The following is a 23695-nucleotide window of genomic DNA, read 5'->3' as shown; positions in this document are numbered from 1 at the left end:
GTAGAACCAATGGATTGAGTATAAGCGTGATGTCGCGAACAAATGCAGTGGCCGTCGCACCCGCCGAGACGCCCGATTGGCTGACCAGCCCAATCGAGTTCGAGGACCAGGCCTCGACGAGGACGCGCCGGCATACGATGCGTATCGTCGTCCTGCTCGTCGCCGTGGCGCTGGTTTGGGCCGCGGTTGCTCCCATCCGCGAGCACTCGAAAGCGCAGGGACAGCTTGTGCCGCGCTTCGAGGTGCGCCCCGTGCAGCATCTGGAAGGCGGCATCGTCGACCAGATTCTCGTCAGCGAGGGCGATCTCGTCGAGAAGGGGCAGCCGCTGCTGCGCTTGCGGCCCATCGAGACCCAATCCGATCTCGCCGGCCTGCACGTTCGCGCCAACAATCTGACGCTGCAGAAGGCGCGCTCGGAAGCGCTTCTCGCCGGTCGCGAGATGCAGCCGGGCTCGTTGAAGGGCATCGGCGCCGATATCGTCGCCGAGCACAATCAGGTCCTTCGGTTGCGTGTTGCGCAGCGGGCCAAGGAACGCGAACTGCTGGCGAGCCGTGTCGATCAGCGCAAGGCGGAGATCGCCGGCCTGAAGTCGCAGATTCCGATGCAGCAACGGCTGGTCGAGATGCAGAAGGAGCGTCTGGATGGCCGCCAGCAGCTGTTCGCGCAGGGCGCCATGTCGAAAAAGCAGGTACTGGAGGTTGAAACCCTCTACGAGCAGGCGCGCATCCAGCTGCGCGAGAGCGAGCGCAAGCTGGCGATGGCCGAGGAAGCGCTACCGGAGGCCGCGGCGGCGCTCGATGAAGCCGAGGCACAGGCACGCAAGCTCTGGAGCGAGGAGCTGACAAAGGCATCGAGCGAGCTTGCTGAGATTCAGGAAACGGTCCGCAAGCAGACGGATCGCGTCGACAGGCTCGAGGTTCGCTCACCAATTCGCGGCAGGGTGCAGAACCTGCTGCAGCGCTCACCTGGGGAGGTGGTGCCGCCCGGAGAGAGCATCTTGCGTGTCGTGCCGGTCGGGGGCGATCTGGTGGCCGAGGTTCGCGTCCATCCGGAGGACATCGCCGACGTCAAGGTCGGCGACGCAGCCGACATCAAGGTCAGCGCCTTCGATTTCAGCCGCTACGGCAAGCTCAAGGGCGCGGTCACCTCGATCTCGCCGACGACCTTCGAGACCGAGGACGACCAGCTCTATTACAAGGCGCTGATCAAGTTCGATCCTGCCGATGCGACAAACTTCAAGCCGTTCGCGCGGCTCCAGCCCGGCATGACGATCGACGCCGACATCATCTCCGGCAGCAAGTCGCTGCTGCGCTATCTGCTGAAGCCGATCTTCCGCGGGATGGACGTCGCCTTCTCGGAGCGGTGATCCCAGACCAAACGGCGCAGGCCTATGTCACTATCGGCATCGGTGGTCCCAAGGCCGACGCCACAAGTGTGGGCAGGAGCGATGTCGCTCCGGAAATTGGAGCAGACATCACCTCGGGCACGAACGCGCAAAATTACTCAAGGCGGAAATGTCTGCGGTTAGGATGAAGCGTCCGCCCACTGCCTAGCCCAATCATTCCGCGCCATTATCAGAGTGATGTTGGCTTTTGTATACGTGCTCGCATCCGGCCCCGCAGTCATCCGCCGTCAGTGAAGACGACATGAGTTTGGAAGCGGACCTTCGTGTGATGTACACGAAGGTCCGCTCTACCTCCCGAAACAGAACTGTGTCGGATCTCGTCGCTGGAGCAAACGCGGTCATGTGCCCACTTCCGCAAATGGGATCAAGCGGACGCGAAGGTCACGGCGAGGGATAAGGTGACGAGGTCCGCTTCTGTATAGAAGTGGACGTCAGCGCTGGCCGGGTCCGCGCAGCGCCGACTTTGGGTCAGCAGCCTCAACGCGGCGCATTGAGTTGAGTTTTTTTGCTCAACGCACCCATCGTGGCACGCGCGCACCCTGGCTACGTTCCCCCACATTTCCCCCACCCTCATCCGCATGCGAAATGCAGCATTCAGCAATTTCGGACCAGATCTACAGGGTAGAAATTCATTCCAGCAAATTTTGCGTGAGATTTCATGGCGGGGGATGGCGCACCCGAGTGGAGAAAGTTCGAACTATTGGCTCGCCGCTCTGGAAGAGCTTGAGGGTGCTTTAGCGGTGGATTCTCAACTGTTTGAGCCTGCTCCTGAGCCATAGTCTATCAGGAGGCCGGGAAAAAGCCGGGCGGATCAGCTCCGCACGCACAGTCTTTGACGCATCGCCGAGGACGAGTGCTGCCAGCGCAGCCCACCCAGGTGGGTCAATTCTTGTCGGACGCACCGCGTATCTGCCGCAGGCGGCGCGCCCCGTGCTCGAGCGCCCGGCGCAGCTCAATGTTTACGGTGCCCATGCTGACGCCGAGGCGCTTGGCGATGGCCCGCCAGGGGGCCTTGTCCTGCAGCGCCGCAACGAGAATAGCGCGGCGGCGCTCGGGCAACTCGGCGAGCGCCTGAGCTAGCGCCTCTGACTGCGCGTCCGTCTCGTGTGCCAGATCGTGCGTATCCTCGGCGCTCTGCAGCAGGCTTGCTATCTCGGCCTCGGTCAGCTTACGCGCAGCCCCGCGTTGCCGATGCGCGGCGAAGGCGAGTGCTACCCGCACGAGACGACGAATGAGGGTTCGGCTGTTCGCAGCCGGCAGTTTTGGCACGATGTCTTGCTGCGGACCGCTGGCGGGTGCATCAGGTCTGCGGCTGTGTCGTGCTCGCTTCTTTGGCGACTTGGAGCTTGGGGGAGGGCGGGCCATGGTCGTTGATCCAGTTCCAACGCGCACGCATGCTCCGCATGTCACTGAATGACGCGCTGCGAACCCATATTGGGGACGGTCCGCGCAGACCCTTTGCGAAGACTTGAGCCTTTGAAACCTGTGAACAAGTTGCGCGGCACGTTTCCGCGTGGGCGCCACGGCGGTCCGCAGCTCGCCTACCGCCGCTGTCCAGGCTGACTCAAATCCACGCTACATTGCGGTCTGGCGCCCGGATGAGACCTTGGCGAGTTTGGATGAGAGCTTTCCAGAACTTGCCGAAGTGGGCTTCGCGAGGGAACTGGGCACTCACTTGTATCCGCGAGGCCACGGATCACCCGACACGTAAGTGTTACACTTCGCAGGTAAGGGTCGGCAGACTAGGACCAATTTGCGGCCAGTGGGTGGGAAGCGTGCTGATGCCGGATGCCGCGGTTTCCGCGCAGTGCCGAAGCCGTTGGCTATGTCGAGCGTTGACGTCCGTATTGGCCCTAACGTGGCTCGGTTACGGCGCCCTCTCGCAAACGACACCCCCTCGGCACTTCGCGATTGTAGCCCAGCCACTCGCTGTCGCACTGAACACTTACAGCACGGTATCGGGTATTGAGCTGTACTACGACGGGGAGTTCGCCCTCGGTCAACTTTCGAGCCCGATCGAAGGCGTGCTTGCGCCAGAGCAGGCACTGCGTCAACTGCTAGTCGGCACGGGCCTCATAGCACGGTCGACCGGCCCAAGCAGTATTACCATCACGCCGGCTCGGCCATCGCGTATCGCCGATACCAGCGTTCAGTCCTACTTCGCGGCAATCCAGGTGCGCGTATCGCAAGTGTTGTGCGCGCGCACCGAGACCAGGCCAGGCTCGGCAGACCTATTGATCCAGTTGTGGTTGACGCCCGCCGGTGCGGTGCAGCGCGCGACGCTGCTCGATGCTCCGGACGACCGCCGGCGGAGTGAAGCGTTCGCGGCGGCGCTGCAGGGGGTGCGGATCGGGGCACCACCACCCGGCGGGATGCCACAGCCCATCAACATGGCGGTTCTTGCCCGTGCCGATGGAGAGCCGACCGGCTGTGCCAGATCCACGACGACGGCGGCGCGCTGAGATGTGCAAGATGCACGCATGAGCAAGTCGAGCCGCGACGCGCTACGTGAGTTCTTCTTGCTCGGCTATGATGAGCTGCGGGCACGACTGACCCGGCGTTTGGGATCCGCTGAGCTCGCCAGCGACGCCCTGCATGAAACTTGGCTGCGGATCGAGAGCGCGGATCCCGCCGGGAGCGTGCAAAGCCCGAAGCACTACCTGTTGCAAATGGCCGCCAACGTTGCCCTCAAGCGCCTGAGCATCGAAAACCGCTTCGTCACGCTCACTGACGCCAAAATGGCGATCGGACTAGTTGACGAGACGCCAGATCCCGAGCGCGCCGCAATTGCGCGCTCCGAGGTTGAGGCGGTTGCCAAGGCCCTGGCGGAACTCACTCCGCGCCGCCGAGAGATCCTGCTCGCTTCGCGGCTGAGCGGCGATCCCTTATGGACGATTGCCCAGCGTCTCGGCATCTCGCAGCGACTTGTCGAGCTTGAGCTCAGAGATGCGCTTGCCCATTGCGCGCTGCGCCTTGAGCGAACGATCGTGCAAAGATTCGGTCCCAAGCCGTCGAAGAGATCTCAGACAGATGAGGATCCAATCTGATGCCAGAGGTTGTGGGGCAGGCTCGGCCAGTAGTGGACATGCGATAGTGGCGGATATTCCCGAGAACCCGTTTCTGACAGTGGTGGACCGCGAGGCGCACGATTGGATGATGCGGTTCACGGCTGGCAATGCCAGTCCGGAGGACCTAGCAGCGTTCAAACAATGGTCCGCCTCCAATCCCGCACGCACGCAAGCGTTCGCGCGCGCATGTCAGCTCTGGGAGGCGATCGAACCGGCAAACCAGATACGAGTGCAGGAGCACCGCAAAGACGCTCAAAAGCGAAGCGTACGCGTTGGCCGCCGTGCAGTCGTCGGTGGAGCACTTGCCGCTTCGGTCGGTGCCGCAATCTATCTCGCCGCTCGGCCGCCGCTTGGCCTCTGGCCATCGTGGTCCGAACTCGCGGCCGATTATCGGACAGCCCCCGGCGAGCAACGCAGCATAACGCTCGCCGGCGGTCCACACGTGGAGCTGAACACGCGCACCAGCATCGCTCTGAGGCCGTCAGCCAATGGCACAGAGCGGATCGAGTTGATCGCTGGTGAAGCTTCCATCGTCACGCGTTCCGAAATGCGCCGGGCTGTTGAAGTGATCGCAGCAGACGGTCAAGCCCTGACCGCAGACGCGGTTTTCAACATACGCTACGAGAAAAATATCGTCTGCACGACATGTGTCGCCGGCCGGCTCGATATCATACACAAAGGCCATGTCGTGAGGGTTCGCGCCGGCGAACAGGTAGCCTACTCACCGGACGGATTAGGCTCCGTGACGAAGGTCAACGCCTCGCTCGTGACTGCCTGGAAAGGCGGCATGCTGGTGTTTCAATCGACGCCGCTCGCCGAGGCCGTAGCAGAAATCAATCGGTACCGGAGCACCCCAATCATCGTGATAAACGCGGCGCTTGGGCGCCGGCTGTTCAACGCGCGGTTCCAGATAGCGAGCATCGACGGTGTCGTGGAGCAGATCCAAAGTGTTTTCGGTGCGTCTGTGACCCGCCTGCCCGGCGGTATCGTGCTTCTGGGATGATCCCAGTAGCGGACGGTGTCTCATTTCGGAGACAAACGCGCCGGGTTCAATCGGATGGGGTCAAAATCTTTTCGGTATCGAGCTGCGAGAAGGATCTAGGCTGCGACCGCGGACGGTGAGCGCGGTCGTCGATGCTGCTTCTTTTCCGGTGAGAGCCGTTCATGCGCAAGAACCTTTCGTTCTCCCGCTCGCTAGGTTGCTCGCGATACGTCTTGCTTGCCAATCTTAGTGTGGCGACGGCGCTTGCGGCCTGCCCGCCTGTGTATGCAGTGGATCTGCTCGGCGGCGGGAATGGGTCGCGGCCGCCGGCGAATGCGGCCGGGCAGGAGGCTGCGGCACAGGCGGCAGCGGCCGCAAAGCGCTCGATCGATATGCTGGGGCGCGCGAGCCAGGCGATCCAGAACATGCGCGCCGGCCAGGACGCGGCGCGGGCGTTGGCCAAGCAGGGCGTCAGCCCGGTGCCGAACGGCCTGCATCCGGATGGATTGATGCCCGAGGGGGGCCTGAATGGTTCCATAACGACGAATACTGGCCCGACGACGACCACTACCTACGACACGCCGACGCATTGGACCGGTATCGAGCAGAGGGGAACTGACGGGGAGCATCCGGGACTGTCACAGACGACGGGTCAGGACGGATCTCAAGTCACCATCAAGCAGAACCAGCAGAGGGCGATCCTCACCTGGGACAGCTTCAATGTGGGCCGCGAGACGGGTCTCTATTTCGACCAGACGGCAGGCGGCGGCAGTGCCAACAGCTGGATCGCGCTCAACGTACTGACCGACGCGAGCACGGCGCCGAGCAGCATCCTCGGCTCGATGAGGGCGGAAGGGCAAGTCTACGTCATCAACAAGAACGGCATCATCTTCGGCGGATCGAGCCAAATTAACGTCCACACCCTCATCGCATCGTCGCTCAATTTGAACGACACATACGCGACTGATCCCACGAAATCCAAGTTCCTGACCGGCAAGGGGATCCTATCGATCGATGGCACCCCTTCTTTCCACAGCGTCGATGTCAACCAAAACACCTATTCCGCCGGTGCTGTGAGCGTCGTTGCAGGCGCCGAGATCACGGCCTCGAATGGCACTGTGGTGCTGCTCGCTTCATCCGTTCGGAATGACGGTATCATCAGCACGCCGCAGGGACAGGCACTTCTTTTGGGTGGCAGCGATGTCATGTTGGCGGCCGGCGACACCTACACGCGGGGATTTGTCGTCCAACAGAACATCAGTAGTCAGAACCCCAATGTCGATAACGGTTACTATAGCTCCGTAACGCCCGGCTCGGTTGTCAACAATGGCTGGATATCCGCCGCCGAGGGCAACATCACAATCATCGGCGGCGCGGTCGCTCAGAACGGTGTCTTGACCGCGACTACCTCGACGACGAAGAACGGCTCAATCCTTGTGCGGGCCGAAAACGGCCGGCTGGTGCTAGGAGGGCCGAACGACAACCCGCTCTTCGCCGCTTTTGGTGTTGCCCCCCAGCCAAGCCTCGTTCAAATCGTCCCCGACGCGAATGATCAATCGCTGATCACCGATACACAGGCGATCGCCAATTCAAGCATCACGCTCAGCGGCACGGATGTCGACATCAAGGGCATCGTCCAGCTGCGTGGGTACGATGTGAGGAATGCGAACAGTCGTCCTGGTGGAATCACGATCACCGCCACGGGCACCAATCTGACCACCGTCGGTCAGGTTTTCCTCGAAGCCGGAAGCTTGCTGGATGCGGCGGGTACGACGGGCGCGGTTGCCAGCGCCTCGCGCAATTCGGTCAAGGTCGAGCTGCGCTCCAACGAACTGCGCGATTCTCCGGTGGTCAAGGATGGGCTACTCTATCAGCGGACGATCTATGTCGATGCGAGCGCGTCGGGAACGAATGCCGACGGGACGACCTGGCAGGGTACGCCGCTTGCCGATGCGAGCGGCTGGGTCGGGCTGACCGAACGATCGCTCGAAGAGCGGATGATGAACGGTGCGCCCATCTCCATATCGAGCGCAAACGGGGCAGCGAATCTCGTTCAAGCCCAAGGCTCGATTATCGACGTTTCGGGCGGTTATCTCACCTACACGCCGGGCTTCGTGCGCGTCTCCCAGGTGATCACGGCCGATGGGCGGATCATCTCAGTGAGCTCGGCGGACGCCACGCCGGATCGCCGCTATATCGGTATCGTTGACGACGGCTGGACGCGGCACCACGCCCGCTGGGGTGTCACCCAGACCTACCACATGCCGCTCGGATCCGCGCCAACCGGCTACACCGATCCGGGTTATATCCAGGGCGGGGCGGGGGGCAGTCTGACCTTGCAGGTTGCTTCGGCGGTCCTGGGCGGAGAGATTCGCTCCTCCATCGTACACGGAGAAAAGCAGCGCACGCCGGCAAGCGCGCCCCGAGGCGGCGCCCTGGTCGTTCAGGGCGCCGCTTTTCTCAGCCCTCCGCCTCTTTATCTCGATATAGACGCGAGCTCCTACAGCACCGATCGGATGGTCGTGTCGGAAGCCGCAACCAGGATTGCGGCAGATTGGGCGGCAGGCTTCGATCTCGACACCGATCTCAACACGCTCTTCAGCGCGCACTCGGCGTCGGTCAACTCGGTCTATCTGCCGGCGTCATGGCTCAATTCGGGATTTGCCAGCGTCACGCTTGCGGCCAATGACGAGGTTGTGCTTGCGGCGGGTAACCCGGTTGCGCTCCAGGCCGGAGGAAGCTTCTCGGCGACGGCGAACACTGTCGATATCCAAAGTTCGATCACTGTGCCCGGCGGGACGATCAAGCTCACCGGCGGTTTCACGCTCAGATCCACCGTCGAAAACAACCTCAACGGAACCCGCAGTCCACGCTCGAGCCTCGTGACGATCGGGCCCGGTGTCACCGTGAGTGTCGCCGGCCTCTGGACGAACGACCGAAGCGAGCTGTGGAGCACATCCATTGCCGTTGACGGCGGAACGATTTCGCTCAGCTCAAACGGTGATATCAATCTGGGCGAGGGGAGCATCCTGGATGTTTCCGGTGGCGCTTATGTGTCCGCTTCGGGGAAGGTCACGACCGGGAAAGGCGGAGCGTTGACCCTGGCGACGGACCTCTTGCCCGGCACGCGAGGGTCCAATCCCCCGATTATGGTTCCTCGTGGCTATGTGAACTTCGAGGGCGGGCTGAAACCCGGCCAGCTCCTCGGCTATGGCACCGGAACCAGCAAGGGCGGGACGCTTAGCCTCACAACGTCGTCCGTTGCCACGATCAAAGCGGCGAGCCAGATGGGTGGCGCGCTGATGGAGCAAGCAACGCCGACCACCGATGCGTTTGGCAACCCCTACACGCCGCTTGCCGTCTCGACCGATTTCTTCTCTTCGGGCGGATTTTCCGCCACGAGCCTGACGGCCGCGGGAATAAACCTTCCGTCCGATGTTGATCTGACGCCCACGGTTGCCTCGCTCTTGATCTCAGATCCGACTGCCGCTTCGGCGACCTCGATCCGCGGTCTCGCAACGCCGATTATATTGCCGGCCGGTCTACGCCAGGCTGCGTCCATCGCTTTGCGGTCGACGGGTGATCTCTGGAATAGGGGTATTCCGGGCACGAGCAGCTATCAAAGCGCGATCGATGCGAGCACCTATGCGCTCAACATCGCCGGCAGGATCGAAACCGACGCCAAGGGCTCGATCAAGCTGACCGGAGATCAAATCGCGATCGTGAGCGGCATCGTCTCCGCACCGGGCGGAGCCATTGCGCTTGGCGGGGGGACCTACAAGTCGATCCAACCGGATGCGTCCGGCGCTCCGGTTCCTCTCAGGGGCGAGGGCGTGTGGCTGACGGGCACCGGGAAGCTGTTGGCCGCCGGTACTCAGATCGCCGTGCCACAGAGCGACGGCACGATCTTTAGCGACGTCCTGGCTGGTGGCCAGGTGACGGTCAGCGGCGGCGATATTGTTCTGGCCGCAGGGTCGGTCATCGACGTGTCGGGGACGGCCGGTCAGTCCACGCTACGCGCCGCCGGCTCATTCGAGCCCGGCCGCCCGCCGTTCACAGACGCCGCGACGCAGGCCGAGACGTTTCCTGTTTCGAGCGCCGGTGGCGCGATTTCGATTTCGGCCGTGCTGGGCGCGGCGCTCGAAGGCACGCTCTTGGGCAACGCCGGCGGCGCGGGATCAGCGGGCGGCAGCTTGAGCATCACGCTTGCCGCGCATGGCGGCAAGGTCGATGAGGCCGGCGTTGCGACCCCGACTGGCTATTGGCCGGCGATCGAAGCCACGAACATCGTTCTTCAGCCGACTGTCGGTGACAGCCACATTCTGCCCGGTGCTGCGAACACGGCCAGCCTGGTCAACGCCGTCATTCCGGTTTCGACCGAGATGGTCGCGCAAGGCGGCTTCCATTCGCTCAGCCTGACCGCCGCTTCGCCATCCCCAGATCGGGTGATCGGCACGGCGGAGGGTTACGTCACATTCTCCCCGGAGGCCGACGTATCCCTCGCGCTTGCCGATCAGCTGATCATCAATGCGACCACGATCATCGTTCCCGACGGCCGGACGGAGCGCTTAAGCGCGAACTATTTCCGCTGGCAGAACAACGAGGGCCTCGCGCTTCCGGGCGCGGGAACCGGAAGCTTGACTATCGCCGCGAACAACGCGGATCTCGTCGGCGATCTCGCCGTGCAGGGCGCGGCGGTCACTCTGTTCGATATCGCCAGAGATCTTCGATTGACCGGCCGCCCCAGCTTATCGTCCGGCGGCCAAGTCGATCCGACACGGCTTAGCGGCGCGCTCTTCTCCGCCCAGGAGCTTCGCATCAAGGCCGGTCAGATCTATCCCACGACCGGCTCCACCTACGCACTCAATTCCGCGACGGTGATCAGCCTCGCGGCCAATGGCGCTCCGCCGCAGGTGCCTCTCTCGGCGGGCGGAGTGCTGAACGTCTTTGCGCCAGTGATCGATCACTCGGGCACTCTGCGCGCGCCGACCGGCACGATCAATCTCGGCGCGCCGGACCAAACGGACACGGGCACCCTGCGGAGTAACCTCCCAGGAACCCCCAGTACGCTGGGTGTGGCTGGGCTTTGGGAGTTTCAGACGACCGGACGCAGATTCGTCCCGGGACAGAGCGTCACCGTTAGGAACCAAAGTGGCAGCGTAACGCTGACGGGCGTCGTCGGGTCTTTGGCGGAAACGGGGCTTGTGGTCAGCGTAAGCACCGTGGCAGGGCCGTACTCTCCGGTTCAGGGCGAGGTCTGGACGATCACGGGTCAGGGGACGGACACCATCGCGCTCGGCGCCGGCAGTCTAACCTCGGTCTCGGCCGAGGGACTAATCACGCCCTATGGCTATACCAACAACGGCACGGCTTGGTATTACAACGCGACCGGCGATCCGAACCTGCCGCACGCGATCACAGCGCCGCCCACCAAACTGATCACACTCAATGCGAAGGATACTTCCGTTGCGGAGAACGCCGTGCTGGACGGCGCGGGAGGCGGCGATCTCTATGCCGGCGAGTTCATCTCGGGCGTCGGGGGCTCCAGGAACATCTTCGCCGATCCCAACAGCTACGCGGTGCTTCCCGGCTATAGTGGCATCGCTCCTTACGATCCGGCGTTGGGCGGAGCCGGGCCTTCGGCAGGCAAACAGGTCTATCTGAACGGCGTGCCCGGATTGCCCGCGGGCTTCTACACTCTGCTGCCGGGCCAGTATGCGCAGCTTCCCGGCGCCTTCCGCGTCACCGTGCAGACCGCGCCCGGCGCCGCGACGCTGGCCACTACTCAGGCACCGATTGGGACCGTGGTCCTGAGCGACGGCTCGGCAGTCACTTCGGGCTATTTCGCCGCGCCAGGGACAAGCGCCAGGGACGAGCATTGGTCGGTCTTCAAGGTCATGTCCGGTGCGGTCGCCCGGCAATACACAGAGATCGCCGACAGCTACGCAAATACGTTCTTTCCTGCGCGAGCGGCGGAGAAGGACGCCTCGGTGCCACGACTCCCGCGCGATGGCGCCCAGATTTCGATCGCGGCAACGCGAAGCCTCGACTTTAGCGGTACCGGCCGTTTCATGCCCGGTGCGGGTGGGCTCGGAGGGCTCGCGGACATAAGCGCCAACCAAATGCTCGTCGTCGACGCTGCGACCCGCAGCGCACTCGACGCCATGAGCGCCAGCGCCCGTCTGACGGCCCTGCAGACCTATAAACCGCAGGGCGATCCGGATGACTGGAACCCGATTGTGCTGTCGGCCGGTGACCTGAACAATCTCGGGGTCGAAAGTCTTCTCTTGGGCGGAGCGCGCTCATTTGCAAGTGATGGGCTTCATTTCAGCGCCAAGGCGAGCCAGGTCGTCGTGGCGAACAATGCAAGCGATCCGCTGAGCCTGCCGGATATCCAGCTCATCGCGACGCCGCGTGTCGCGATCGACGCCGTCACATCCATCAACAACCCTGAGAGCATTCTCAAGCTGGCCAAACCCGTGGCGGGCACCGGCCAAGTCGTCATCGCGCCCAATGCCGTGATCGTGGCCTCGGGATCCGTTGCCCCGGGTGGAACCACGACCTACATTCTGTCTTCGGCGACCCCCGTCGCACCCAAGCTGAATTCATTCACTTACCTCGGAAACGAGGTCGAAGCCTATTACAGGGCCGTGGCGGCCAATGAGATCGGCTATGTCCGGCTGTCCGGGGCCGGCTTGGTCACCACCGTCGGCGGCTCGCCCGACTATGCGGGCCTGCCGACCGGCACCGTCAGCGTCTCGCCGCGCGATGATCAGGGCGTTCTTCGGGCCGGCGATTTCGCGCTGACTGGCTACGCGATCGCGGGCTCGGTCGACATCGGCGCGGGGGCACAGCTCATCTCGGATAATTCGTTGACCGTCTTCGCCAGCCAGTCGAGCAAGCTCGGCGCCGGGGTGACGGTCTCCGCAAAGGCTGCCGAGCTCAAGGCTTCGCTGATAAGTCTTGGGACCGGAAACCCAAGCCTCCACGGCCTGGCGCTCGATCAGGCAGCGCTCAACGCCCTCGCCAGGGTGAGTGAATTGCGGCTGACCAGCACCAGCACGATCGATCTCTATGGCAGCCTATCCCTTGGGGTTCGCGACGCCGCAGGGCAGACGGTCCTCAAGAGCCTGACCTTTGATGCCGCGGGCCTGCTCAACAAAGGCGCCTCGGGCACTGCTCTGTTCACCGCCGAGCAGGTGACTTTGCAGAATTCCTTTGGCGGCATCGCACCAGTCACGGGATCCATTGCCGGCTCGAGCCTGCAGATCGTTGCCGACGATGTCGGCGGGTCCGGCCTCAATAATGCGCAAATCTCGCTTGGTGCGGGCAACTTCGTCCTGGCCGGATTCTCCGCCGTCAATCTCAAAAGCAGGGGCCAGATTGTTGCTACGAGCGATGGCTCGCTCTCGGTGCAGGCCCCTCTGACGCTCGATGCACCTCGCATCACCGGGGGGACGGTCAAGACGGTCGCTGGCGTGCCGAAATTTAACGCGGCCTCCTACACGATAACCACTGCGAGCGATCCGAACAGCCCGTCCTCTTATTATGCGGTTTCGCTCATCAACAGTGGCGGCACGGCACCCTCTCTGCCCAGCGCTTTGCTCGCCAGCAGCCTGACCATCCAGGGTGGATCGACGCTCGTCGACACCACCGTTGCCCTCCCGGGAGGCGTCTTCAGCCTCACCGCCAATGGCGGCGATATCACGGTCGGCAGCCATGGCGCGATCGATGTCGGCGGCCGGGCTGTGCAGTTCGCGGACGTGCTCGCAACGATCGGCGGAGGGACCGTCAAGCTTTCGAGTACCTCGGGCGCCATCGCTATCCAATCCGGAGCGCGCCTCGATGTCAGCGACCTCGCCACGGCCGGCGCGGTCAACAAGACCGCCGCCGGTACGATCATCCTCACGGCGCCCGTGGGCGGCGTCAGCATCGCGACGGGAACGCTCCACGGCGAGGGGCTCGATACAGATAGCTCCGGATCGTTTGCGCTCGATACGAGGAGCCTGGCGGACTACGATGCCTTGGCCGCCGTCCTCGTCGCGGGCGGCTTCTCCAAGAGCTGGGATATTCGGGCCCGCATCGGCAATATCACGATGGCCGGCTTGAGCCGTGCGCGCAGCCTCACCGTGAGCACCGATACGGGCAATATCGATGTGTCTGGAATGATCGATGCGTCCGGTGCGACCGGGGGCAAGATCAATCTCTGGGCCGCGCACGATTTGACGCTCGAAGCGAGCGCCCGTCTCAACGCCCATGGCGCCGTTGCCGACGCCAATGGCAAAGGCGGGCAGATTCTCTTGGCCGCCTCGCAGGCGGGGAACCAACAGGGCACGTTGAACCTCAGTGTCGGTGCGACGATCGACGTGGGGGCCGACGCGCAGAACACCGGGGTCTCGGGCCCGATTCTCGGCGGGCAGGTCGCCTTCGCGACGACGCGGGACACGGCGGGGACCGGCGTGGCGCTCTCCACCAATGGAGGCAGCTTCGCGGATTTCCTCAACGGCGTGCATGGAGAGAGCGCCTGGGACGGCATCGTCGTCGTCGGCAACAAGACCTATAGCTACGACACACCATCACTTGTGGTGACGCCCACCAGCTTTGGGACGTACCTCACAGATGCCAACACCTTCATGGGGGTGACGGGCGGGGACGGTGGCGATGGCGCAGCGGTGTGGAGCGCACTGGGCGGGATCGGTGACGACGGCGTCGCCACGATCGTCAATGCCAATGCCGTTCTCAGCGACGGCCTTTCCAGCAATGCCACCAGTCGCGTGCTGGTCAATGTCAGGGCCGGGATCGTCATCAAAAACAGCGGCGAAATCACCATTGAGGGCGACGCGATCAATCCCAACGGCATCGATCTGTCGGGATCGGACTTTGCCACCAGCGTCCTCAATGTGGCCAGCAGGGGCGAGACGCAGTCGCTGAGCGGGCATTTCGGCCAATATGACCAGCCCATCGTGCTCGCGATCCGCGCCGCCGGAAACCTGAATTTCGGCACCTATACGGGTGGGTCGACGGCGATCCTCGGGACGCTGAGCGACGGCTTCTCGCAGTATACGGGTGGGCTTGCGAGCTTCACGAAGCGTCCTGGCAGCGGCGCCTCGGGCTTGGCGGCGATCTTCGATCCGGCCGCGCCCGGCGCCTATAACGGCCTGTCCGGCGGGCTTGGCGCCAATTCAGCGCGCTATTTCCTGGCCGCGGGCGCCGATATCGCGGCGGCCAATGCCCTTGCAGTCGACCGCAACGCGGAAGCGGGCACGCTGACGGTCGCGGGCATTGCCGGCGAAGCGGACGAGACCGCAAACTTTGGGAACGCTACTTATGCGGTTACAGCCAACCCGCTCTATCTCTATGGCGGGCATGACGCGAATGGCGGGCAGAATAACTCGACCCTTGCCAACTACACCGATATCGCATCCTTCATCAGGACCGGCACCGGTGAGATCGGCATCGCCACCGCCAAGGATCTCATTCTGCAAAGCCCGCGGTCTCTGATCTACACCGCGGGCACCGGCTATAATGTGAATGGGACGAGCACCCAGCCCCTTGCCGGCTTCACGCAATATTCCGGCATCCTGAGGGTCGCGTCGACGGCGCCCGCGCGGACCGACACGCTCCCGCCATCCACGTTCCCAACCCATGGTGGCGACGTCACCGTGACGGTCGGCCGTGACCTCACGGGCGATATGAACGGCAATTTTACCGCCACAGGGAATCTCGGAGAACACCAAAAGCTGCCCTACTCCATGACGGCGCTCGGCAGCCAGCTCAAATTGCAGAATTGGCTGAACGGGGACGGCGATATGGGCGGGTTCAGTGCCCTCTACGCGACCGATGCCTGGATGAATTCCGCGACCAGCGGACAGACCTATTATTCATTGTTCACGCCCACTGCGTCGAACAGGGTCACGCCGGGCTTCTACCAATTGGGCTGGTACACGTGGTTTCCGTTCCTCGAGAACACGATCGGCTCCTTCGGCGGCGGCAATATTGCGGTCACGGCGGGCGGCAATATCTCCAGAGTCCAGTTCGTCGCTCCGACCAATGCCCGCGATGCCGGACCCAAGCTGGTCGCGAGCGCCTATAATCCGCTGACGCAAGCCGGCCTCTATGTGCAGGGCGGTGGCAATATTGCGGTCAAAGCCGGCGGGAACATCGCCGGTGTCTATACCTATGCCCAGAATGGCGCCACGCTGCTCGAAGCCGGTGACTCGGTGCGCGACCTCTGTCTCTCGGGCTGCGGAGCGCTCGAGGCAAAAACGATCCCGCTGGTGATCGAGACCTCAACCGGCGAGGTCACAGTGCGGGCGGGACGCGATATCAGCATTTCCGATCAACTCGTCCAACCTAGACTTTCAAAGCCGAATGAGACCGAGCCCGTGGTTCTGTCCGGCCTTTCGCTGATCCAGAACGCCAGTTACTTGATCAACCTGCCTCCTACCGGCATTGCCGGCCAGGCGCGGACATGGACAGGCGTGCAGACGGTGCTGACGGGGCTGCTTACCTCGGTTCCGACGGGATCGGTGACGCTGCAAGCCGTTCGGGATGTCGCGCTGGACGTCGGCACGCCGTCCAGCGGCGCCTGGAACACCAACCAGGGTGTTCTTCCGGCGCAGCTTCATCTCATTGCCCTGCAAGGCGACATAACGAACAACAAGAGATTCATCACCTACCCCGATCGGGCCGGCACGGTCGATCTCCTGGCCCGCGGCTCCATCAATCTGAACGCCGGCTTCGTGCTGTCGGATGCCGATCCGGCCGTGATGCCTACGCTTGCCAATATCGCAGCCGTGCTCGCGCCCTACACCACGACCGTCAACGGCACCAACGCGGCCACCTCGACGCTCGCGCCCGCGTATTCCAGATTGAACGGCGGAGGGACGGGAGGGGTGTCGTCCAATCGCGGCGGCGCGAATTTTCTGCCGGGACAGGACGGCGGCTATACTGTTCTCGGCGGGGACACGTTCAGGCAGCTTCTCCGCAGCAATCCGAACACCCCGGACCCGGCGGTCGTGATCAACCGCCATGCGGGGCTGCATGCGGACGATGACAATCCGGCGCGTATCATCGCGCTCGGCGGCGATCTCACGCTGCCCTACGAAAGCGGTGACGACCCACTTCTCTATGTCAGTCTTGCCAAGGCGGCACGGATCTATGCCGGGCGTGATGCGGTCAATCTGCGCCTTCTCGGCCAGAACAATAATGCCGCCGATGTCACCTCCATTGTGGTGGGCCGCGACCTGATCTATCCCGCCGACGATAGTGGCAATAGCTTCGTGAAACCCGTGGCGATCCAGATCGGCGGCCCGGGCGATCTGCTCATCGAAAGTGGACGCAACGTCGATCTTGGCACCACCACCGGCATTCAGAGCTTCGGCAATCTGCTCAATCCTCGGCTACAGGATCAAGGCGCCAGCATCACCATCGAGACCGGCCTCGGCCGGCCCCTGGTCTCGCCCGACTATGCGAGCTTCCTGGCGCAATTCGCCGATCCGGCATCGACCAATTCCTTCTCCGAGCCCCTCCAACTCTTCGATGCCGATGGCAAGGTCATCGGCTCTGGCGCGGAGGCCTATGCCTATCTTCTTAGCCTGCCGGAGGAGGCTCGGGAAATCCTGCTCAACCGGATTTTCTTCGAACTGATCCGCGATTCCGGTCGCGAGCATACCGGCGCGGAGGGAGGCGGCAACTATGTGGTCGGGGGGACGATCACGATCGACACACTTGGCGCGCTCAATGCAGCCTACGCCAATTACGAGCGTGCGTACGCTGTCATCGACACCTTCCTGAAAGGAACTGCCGGGAGCGGCAGCTTCTTCGGCGGCCTCAGCACCGTGCGCACGCGCGATGGTGGGAACATTACGATCCTCGCTCCGCACGGGCAGATTCAGGTCGGCCTTGTCGCGCCGCCCGCGAACTTCCCCGGCTATTCCAAGCCCAACGATCCCCTCTATGCCCTTGGCTTCGGCGTCGTGACGGAGCGCGGCGGCAATGTCGACCTTTATGCCAACGACGATATTTCGGTGAACCAATCACGTGTGTTCACCCTTGGCGGCGGCGACCTGACGGTCGTCTCCAAAACCGGCAATATCGATGCCGGGAGGGGCGCCAAAACGGTTCTTGCGATCCAGCCGCCGACGGTTTCAATCGATCCGTACGGCAATGTCACGATCACACCGTACGGGCCGGCCTCCGGCAGCGGTCTGGCCGTTCTGCGTTCACTTCCGGAGGTGCCGCGCAGCAAAACGGACCTGATCGCCTTTGAAGGCATCGTCGATGCGGGCGATGCAGGGATCAGGGTCAGCGGCAGCCTCAACATTGCTGCGATCGAGGTGCGCAACGCCGCCAACATCGCGGTCGGCGGCATGACGACCGGTGTGCCGACCATCCAGCCACCCAACATCTCCGGTCTCACCGAGGCTTCAAGCACCTCCGGCGCAGCGGTAAAGGAAGCTGTCGCGCCAGCCCAGACCACACCCACTGACCAGCCTTCGATCATCATCGTCGAGGTCATCGGCTACGGCGGCGGCGATGCCGGTCAACCCGATGGCGATCAACCTGCAAAAGACAAGGAACGACCGGGTCGCAAAGGTGCGACAGATGACCAGCACGGACAGAACCCCGATAGCGCATACCAAGTCCTAGGTGCCGGCGAAATGACGGCGGACGAGGCGCGTCAGCTGATCGCCGAGCGTCGCAAGGTCGCTGGCCGAGGGGGACAACAGTAGTTTCCGCCAGGTCAACGAGCTTGCGTGAAGTAGCGCGAAACGGCGCGGCTGTCGGCGGACGCTTTCGGCGTTACTGCAGAGCTCAAAGTTCACTTCCGCCCAGACGGCGATTTGAAACCGGTTAGACTGCGGCCCGCAGGGCCGTTGGCGCGCCTCGATGGAGATACTTCGAACCAAATCATCACCGCTTTGGAAGACCTCGAAGCACAACTTGCTGAATGTTCGCAAGCCTTTGAGCAGGGGCCGTAGTTGGGGCTATGCCGAACGCTGGGAAAATGTTGGACGCATCATTTATCCTCACTTTCCGCTGCAATCTTGACCGCCGGAAACCTGCCAGCCGGCCCGAACCATTCATCAAGTTCCTTGAGCCGCTCGCCCGACAGCGTTCTGCTGCCGCGCGGCAGCAGGCTGGGCAGATCCTCGCCCCCCTGATCGCGTCCGATCCAGACCGCCTCTGAGAACGCAAGCGGCTCGCGCGTAATGAGCGATACGGCCGCCGCGAAGTCGCTCACGCTCACACCCATGGCGAAGACCGCATCCGGTTCGGCAATTTCTGCCGCCATCACGAAGCCCGGCGCAAGCTTCCAGGCCATGAAGTCCGAGAGCAGCGCCCGGCGGTTTGCGCGCTCGCTTTCATCGTCTGTCAGCGTCATCGCGATCCAGACATCGCCGCCCGGCGCGGCGATACGGAACTGCGGGTCTATCTCATCGCCCATGCGCCGGATAAGCCGCTGCGCCCGCGCCAGGTCAGCCAGCACGAGTTCTTTGAGCGTGCGCGGTTTTTTGCTTCACCCATGGGACCTCGCAAACATGGGGAGTTGCCGATTCAATCTCAATAAAACGACGTTGCTGATTGGTAACATTGGAGAATCCATTGACAGGGAGCGCCCAAGCAAAAATTGCAGGCGAACCCGCGGCGGGTGAGTGTGCGTTTGTGCAACAAGCGATTCGGAATTGGACCATGAACCCATCCGTTCTCTCGCCGTTGCGTCTGGCATCCTCCCGCCCGGCCCCATCGGATGTTCGAGCGCCCGTTCTCGACGCCGCCCCCCGCCTCTGGCCAACCGACAAGGTCAGGGCGGTGCTGCTCGAGGCATCGGTCTCCCAGTGCTTTGCCGGCAGGCGTATTCTGGAGCCTGTCGTGCGAGCGCTCGTTGCGCGCGGGTATTTTTGCTTTGGTGATCTTCTCACGCTCACGCGCGAACAGATTTTTGCGGGCACGCCGGAGGTATTCCGGGTCCGCCTGGCCTTTATCCGCGAGCTTGAAGCGCTGGGTTTCGTCTTCTCATCCGAGCCGCGCCCTGTCAGGCGCTGGCGGCGGCGCATCGCGTAGGAACGTGGGCCGATCATCCCGGCATCACCGACCCTAGAATGGCGGAGGCCTGATCGCCTGCCGTTCTGCTTCCGACCGCGCGATCCAGGCCGCGGGCGAGAGATATTCGTCCGGGGAGAACCGGATCGCTTCCTCAAGCACGGGCCAGATTGTTCGCTTCGTGCTGGGCCGGTTGCGCGTGCGTCCGCAGCGCACGGCGAGGCCGGCCGCAGTCGCACCTCCCAGCAGTCTCTTTTCCTCAAGGGCCTTCAATGTGCGTAGCGTCAGATCGGCGGTCTTCCGCGTCACGAACCAATGGCCCTCGGCCATCTTCTCAAGCACCACTGCGGGCTGTCCGGTCTCGTTCTGCAGCTCATCCATGACTGATGCGTTTCCGCGCAGCGGGCCGAAGAAGCCTGCATTGAAGCCTTCGACGTAAAACGTCACCGGCCGCAGGCGGGCGTATCGGAAGAGGGGAAAATCGATTTCCCGCTCCTCCAGCACGGCCCACAGATACAGTGCGGATAGCGCAGAGCGGTCGAACCTCTGCAGTTCGCCGCGCGCCGCGTCTCGGATCTGCGCCGCCCTCAGTCCCGCCTCGAACGACGCGCTGAAAAAGCGGTCTTTCCACGCGTCCGGCACCAGCTCCAGCATGCGCGAATTGTGGCGATGCTTCTCCCAGGGCGGCGAGGCGACAGCCCGTAGGGCCAGATTGCATTGGTCAAGTACATCGGCGAAGCCGACGAGGCGGAAATATTTCTGCGCGACCCCGAACTCGTCCTGCCAGCCCGGCTGGAGATGCTGGCGTTCCGCAAAGCCTGGATAGGGCGTGCCTCCATCCAGCGGCTGTCCTTCGATCAGCTCCCCGTATGTGCCCGGCACGTCAGCGCTGGCCATCTTTTGTGCGGCCTCCGGAAACCCCGAAAAACCCCGTTTTACGGCTGCTATCGCAGAAAAACAATCAATTTGAGCAGTAACCAGTTCGTGGCTTCAAACGCCGAGCCGGGCGCGTCCCGCGTGGTCGGCAAACCGTGCAAAACGGCGAAATACCACGCCAAAGGGCGTCAAACACGGCAAACTAACGCGCTGAAATCACTATGTTTTTAGGAACTTTCGTTCGTATACGTGTCATCAACCACGCATACAAAAAGGGCGCGTCCGCAGGTGCGGCGCGCCCGAGATGAGATCCTCGCGGGATCTCTTTCACAAGCTGGTTATGGGCACCCGCCCCAGAGGTGTCAAGCCGGCGGAACGCGAGGACCTCCCTCGGGAAACCATCAAGTCCTGAAGGAGTACGTGTCATGACTGATGAAATCCCGTTCTGCAGACCGCTCCCGCCGACCTGGTGGGGCCGGATCAAGGATCTCCTGTGGGAGATCCTCACATCCATCCTGGTGCTTCTCGCGACGGCCTGGTTTGCCGCCGGAAAGCCCTGGTTCTGAGACGTAAACGCAAGCCAACGACAATAAACGAAAGCCCTCGACTCGGCCCCGGTCCCCCGGGGCTTCTTCTTGTTCGCGGTTCTCTTCCGCCCATTGTGTCTCATGAACACGGGTACGCTTCGGATCAACATCAACGTCCGAAGCGCCCATGCCCGATCTGACGCCAAAACCGCCACGCCCGTTTTCTCTCCGGCTATCGGCCGAAGAGCGGCAGGCGCTTGCCCGGCGCGCGGGCGGGATGCCACTCGGGGCCTATGTGCGGCGGTTCCTGTTCCCGGCCAACGACAACGGCCCGGCCATCACGCCCCGGTCGCGCGGCAGGTCGCCAGTCCGGGATCACCACGTGCTTGCCGCCGTGCTGGCCCGGCTGGGACATTCCGAACTTTCCGCGAGCTTGCGGGAATTGGCCCGCGCAGCAAACCTCGGTGCTCTGCCCATGACGCCGGAAACCGAGGCCACCATTCAGCAAGCCTGCCGCGATGTGGCGGAGATGAAGGCCCTCGTTATGAAGGCGCTCGGCATCCGGGAGAGGTGAGGCGGGATGATCCTCAAGGCTTCTCAGCGCGGCGGCGGCAAGCAGCTTGGTCTTCACCTGATGAAGACTGAGGAGAACGAACACGTCGAGGTGCATGAGATTCGCGGCTTCGTTTCGGATGATATCGTGGGAGCGCTGAAAGAAGCCTATGCCGTGAGCAAAGGAACGCGCTGCAAGCAGTTCCTGTTTTCCGTCTCGCTGAACCCTCCGCCCAACGAACGGGTGCCGGTCGAGATTTTCGAGAGTGCCATTGCGCGGATCGAGGAGAAGAACGGCCTCATTGGCCAGCCGCGCATTGTCGTCTTCCACGAAAAGGAGGGCCGCAGGCATGCCCATGCCATCTGGAGCCGCATCGACGCGGAGACCATGACAGCGAAGAACCTCTCGCATTTCAAGCTCAAGCTCCGCGACCTCTCCCGCGAGATCTATCTCGAACAGGGCTGGAAGATGCCGCGCGGCCTGATGAACAGCCGCGAGGCAGACCCGCGCAATTTTACTCTCAAGGAGTGGCAGCAGGCCAAGCGCACGGGCCGCGGTGATCTTAAGGAGCTGATGCAGGAGTGCTGGGCGGTCTCCGATTCCAAGGCCGCCTTCATGCAGGCGCTCAAAAGCCGGGGCTTCACGCTGGCCAAGGGCGACCGGCGCGGGCATGTCGCGATCACACCGGAGGGCGAGGTGATCTCCATCGCGCGGTACACCGGCAAGAAGACCAAGGACATCGAGGCGAGGCTAGGAAAATCCGATACGCTTCCAAGCGTGACCGAAGCGAGAGCTCAGCTCACCAAAGACCTCTCAGCCACGTTCAAGCGCCACATGCGCGAGGCCGAGGAGAAAAAGCGCCGCGATCTTGCGCCGCTGGATGCTGAGCGCCGGGCGATGGTGCAGGGCCAGCGGCAGGAGCGCACGCATCTTCGCACCCGGCAGACGCAGCGTTGGATTGAAGAATCCCGCGCCCGTATCGAACGTTTCGACGAGGGCGTCAAAGGCCTTTGGGGCCGGATCACCGGCAAGCACGCAGAAATCTGCAAGGCGAACGAGCGCGAGGCGTATGCCGCGCTGACCCGTGACCGCGATCAGCGGCAGACGCTAATGGAGGCGCAGATGAAGGACCGCCAAGCGCTGCAGATTCACATTAAGGCCACGCGCAACCGTCACGCCCTAATGCTGAAAGAATTGCGCACCGACCGACACGCTGTACGCCAGATCGAGCACCGGGCGGCGCCGATGAAGGAAGTCCGTTTACAGGCCGAGACACCAACCCAACGCACCACCCCGCCGACTATGCGGGAGCGCCTTGACAAGCTTCGGAAGGCCGAGCGCGAGTGGGGGCCGGGCCGCGACGGTAATTTCGACAGAGAACGCTAATAGCATCTAGCGATAATCCGCTTACGTTCTCTGGCTTTGCGGCTGCCGAGCGCGCTCACGCATATCACACAGGGCGTCTCTTAGGCTCTCCTTCCAAGGCGGACGCCCCCGAGGGTGCCGACCGGTCGCGCAATCGTTCACGCGGGCGATGCGGGGGTGGGGGGTTCCGATGTGTTCGATAGAGTATTCGGCAGTACAGAGAGTTCCAGAGATTCCGGCAAGTTTGCAGTCATAGACGCAAATCTTGGATCGGACGTCGGCACGTCGTAGACTTCCGTATATAGCGATGCCAGCACGTTCTTCACCCACTCCCGGTCAAATCGCGCGTCGGCATCCGCACCACAGACCAGGATCTTCATGGGTGGCGGGGAGCCGGCGAATTCGAGCGGCAAGATATAATCCAGTGGCTCAAGTGCCAGACAGCCTTGCCGACGATAGAATTGTAGCCGCCGCCATTTTTCATCATCGGTACTGCCCGCCGCTGGCGCGCGATCAACCTCAAGAAGGCACACCGCATGCGGCAGGCGCTCTGAGCCACGCCGGATCGTCTCTTGGAATAGCAGGGCACCCAAACCTTGTGACCTGACTGCCGTGTCGGCGGCCATGTATTCCAAGAGCCAAAACCTCTTCGTGCTCGGAAAGAACGAGATCGAGAACCCTACGGCACGTGCACCGTCTAAGGCGGCAAGCACCATGTACCGCGGGTCGCCAACCATAGCCTCAAGCGCCTCAGGCGGCTTCTGTTCGCTGGATTCAATCGCGCCCTGGTAAATTCGGATCACTTCTGCAAGCGATCGGTCGTCGCCGGCTGACAGCGCTTTGATCGCGATGGCCATAGCTCTCGCCAATAT

13 protein-coding genes are annotated in these 23695 nt (G+C 62.9%); 9 read left to right on the top strand and 4 right to left on the bottom strand.

Translation table 11 applies throughout. The features are described 5' to 3' along the window. Positions 1 to 47: 47 nt before the first annotated feature. Positions 48 to 1367: an HlyD family type I secretion periplasmic adaptor subunit gene (locus GIW81_RS08565; protein ID WP_195930476.1), complete on the top strand. Its 1320-nt coding sequence runs from the start codon at positions 48 to 50 to the stop codon at positions 1365 to 1367. A gap of 921 nt (positions 1368 to 2288) precedes the next feature. Here the strand turns inward: GIW81_RS08565 and GIW81_RS08560 are convergent. Next, positions 2289 to 2675 carry a sigma-70 family RNA polymerase sigma factor gene (locus GIW81_RS08560; RefSeq protein WP_195930475.1) on the bottom strand — a complete coding sequence of 129 codons (387 nt, stop codon included), beginning with the start codon at positions 2673 to 2675 and terminating at the stop codon, positions 2289 to 2291. A 512-nt stretch (positions 2676 to 3187) separates the two neighbouring features. On the opposite strand from GIW81_RS08560, the gene GIW81_RS08555 reads away from it, so the two are divergent. From GIW81_RS08555 to GIW81_RS08540, 4 genes are all read left to right on the top strand, one after another. Continuing rightward, positions 3188 to 3868 carry an STN domain-containing protein gene (locus GIW81_RS08555; RefSeq protein ID WP_154738816.1) on the top strand — a complete coding sequence of 227 codons (681 nt, stop codon included), beginning with the start codon at positions 3188 to 3190 and terminating at the stop codon, positions 3866 to 3868. 18 nt (positions 3869 to 3886) lie between these two features. Next, on the top strand, positions 3887 to 4453 hold the full coding sequence (locus GIW81_RS08550) for an RNA polymerase sigma factor (protein ID WP_154738815.1): 567 nt from the start codon (positions 3887 to 3889) through the stop codon (positions 4451 to 4453). Between the two features lie 46 nt (positions 4454 to 4499). Beyond that, positions 4500 to 5477 (top strand): FecR family protein, encoded by a 978-nt coding sequence (locus GIW81_RS08545; RefSeq protein WP_195930474.1) that lies wholly within the window; start codon positions 4500 to 4502, stop codon positions 5475 to 5477. Between the two features lie 161 nt (positions 5478 to 5638). Continuing rightward, complete coding sequence (locus GIW81_RS08540) at positions 5639 to 18190, top strand: filamentous haemagglutinin family protein (protein WP_154738813.1); 12552 nt, start codon at positions 5639 to 5641, stop codon at positions 18188 to 18190. A gap of 287 nt (positions 18191 to 18477) precedes the next feature. On the opposite strand, the gene GIW81_RS08535 is transcribed toward GIW81_RS08540, so the two are convergent. Next, a complete protein-coding gene (locus GIW81_RS08535) occupies positions 18478 to 18948 on the bottom strand; it encodes a hypothetical protein (protein ID WP_154738812.1) in 471 nt (156 codons plus the stop codon). Between the two features lie 203 nt (positions 18949 to 19151). Here GIW81_RS08535 and GIW81_RS08530 point away from each other — a divergent pair, with 203 nt between their 5' ends. After that, on the top strand, positions 19152 to 19523 hold the full coding sequence (locus tag GIW81_RS08530) for a hypothetical protein (RefSeq protein ID WP_154738811.1): 372 nt from the start codon (positions 19152 to 19154) through the stop codon (positions 19521 to 19523). A 33-nt stretch (positions 19524 to 19556) separates the two neighbouring features. Here GIW81_RS08530 and GIW81_RS08525 read toward each other — a convergent pair whose 3' ends face one another. Further along, positions 19557 to 20399 carry a hypothetical protein gene (locus GIW81_RS08525; protein ID WP_154738810.1) on the bottom strand — a complete coding sequence of 281 codons (843 nt, stop codon included), beginning with the start codon at positions 20397 to 20399 and terminating at the stop codon, positions 19557 to 19559. A gap of 404 nt (positions 20400 to 20803) precedes the next feature. Here GIW81_RS08525 and GIW81_RS08520 point away from each other — a divergent pair, with 404 nt between their 5' ends. The 3 genes from GIW81_RS08520 to GIW81_RS08510 all read left to right on the top strand — a co-directional run bounded on the left by GIW81_RS08520 (position 20804) and on the right by GIW81_RS08510 (position 22844). After that, positions 20804 to 20944, top strand: a complete 141-nt coding sequence (locus tag GIW81_RS08520; RefSeq protein WP_154738809.1) for a hypothetical protein — start codon at positions 20804 to 20806, stop codon at positions 20942 to 20944. Positions 20945 to 21092: 148 nt separating this feature from the next. Next, positions 21093 to 21479, top strand: coding sequence for a hypothetical protein (locus tag GIW81_RS08515; protein ID WP_154738808.1), 387 nt, complete (start codon positions 21093 to 21095; stop codon positions 21477 to 21479). Between the two features lie 6 nt (positions 21480 to 21485). Further along, positions 21486 to 22844 carry a relaxase/mobilization nuclease domain-containing protein gene (locus GIW81_RS08510; protein ID WP_154738807.1) on the top strand — a complete coding sequence of 453 codons (1359 nt, stop codon included), beginning with the start codon at positions 21486 to 21488 and terminating at the stop codon, positions 22842 to 22844. A 137-nt stretch (positions 22845 to 22981) separates the two neighbouring features. On the opposite strand, the gene GIW81_RS08505 is transcribed toward GIW81_RS08510, so the two are convergent. Next, on the bottom strand, positions 22982 to 23680 hold the full coding sequence (locus tag GIW81_RS08505; RefSeq protein ID WP_154738806.1) for a GNAT family N-acetyltransferase: 699 nt from the start codon (positions 23678 to 23680) through the stop codon (positions 22982 to 22984). Positions 23681 to 23695 lie beyond the last annotated feature (15 nt).

The sequence above is a fragment of the Hyphomicrobium album genome, from assembly GCF_009708035.1.
Lineage (GTDB): Bacteria > Pseudomonadota > Alphaproteobacteria > Rhizobiales > Hyphomicrobiaceae > Hyphomicrobium_A > Hyphomicrobium_A album.
Note: the sequence above shows the minus strand (reverse complement) of the source record. Positions and strands in the feature narration are given on the sequence as shown.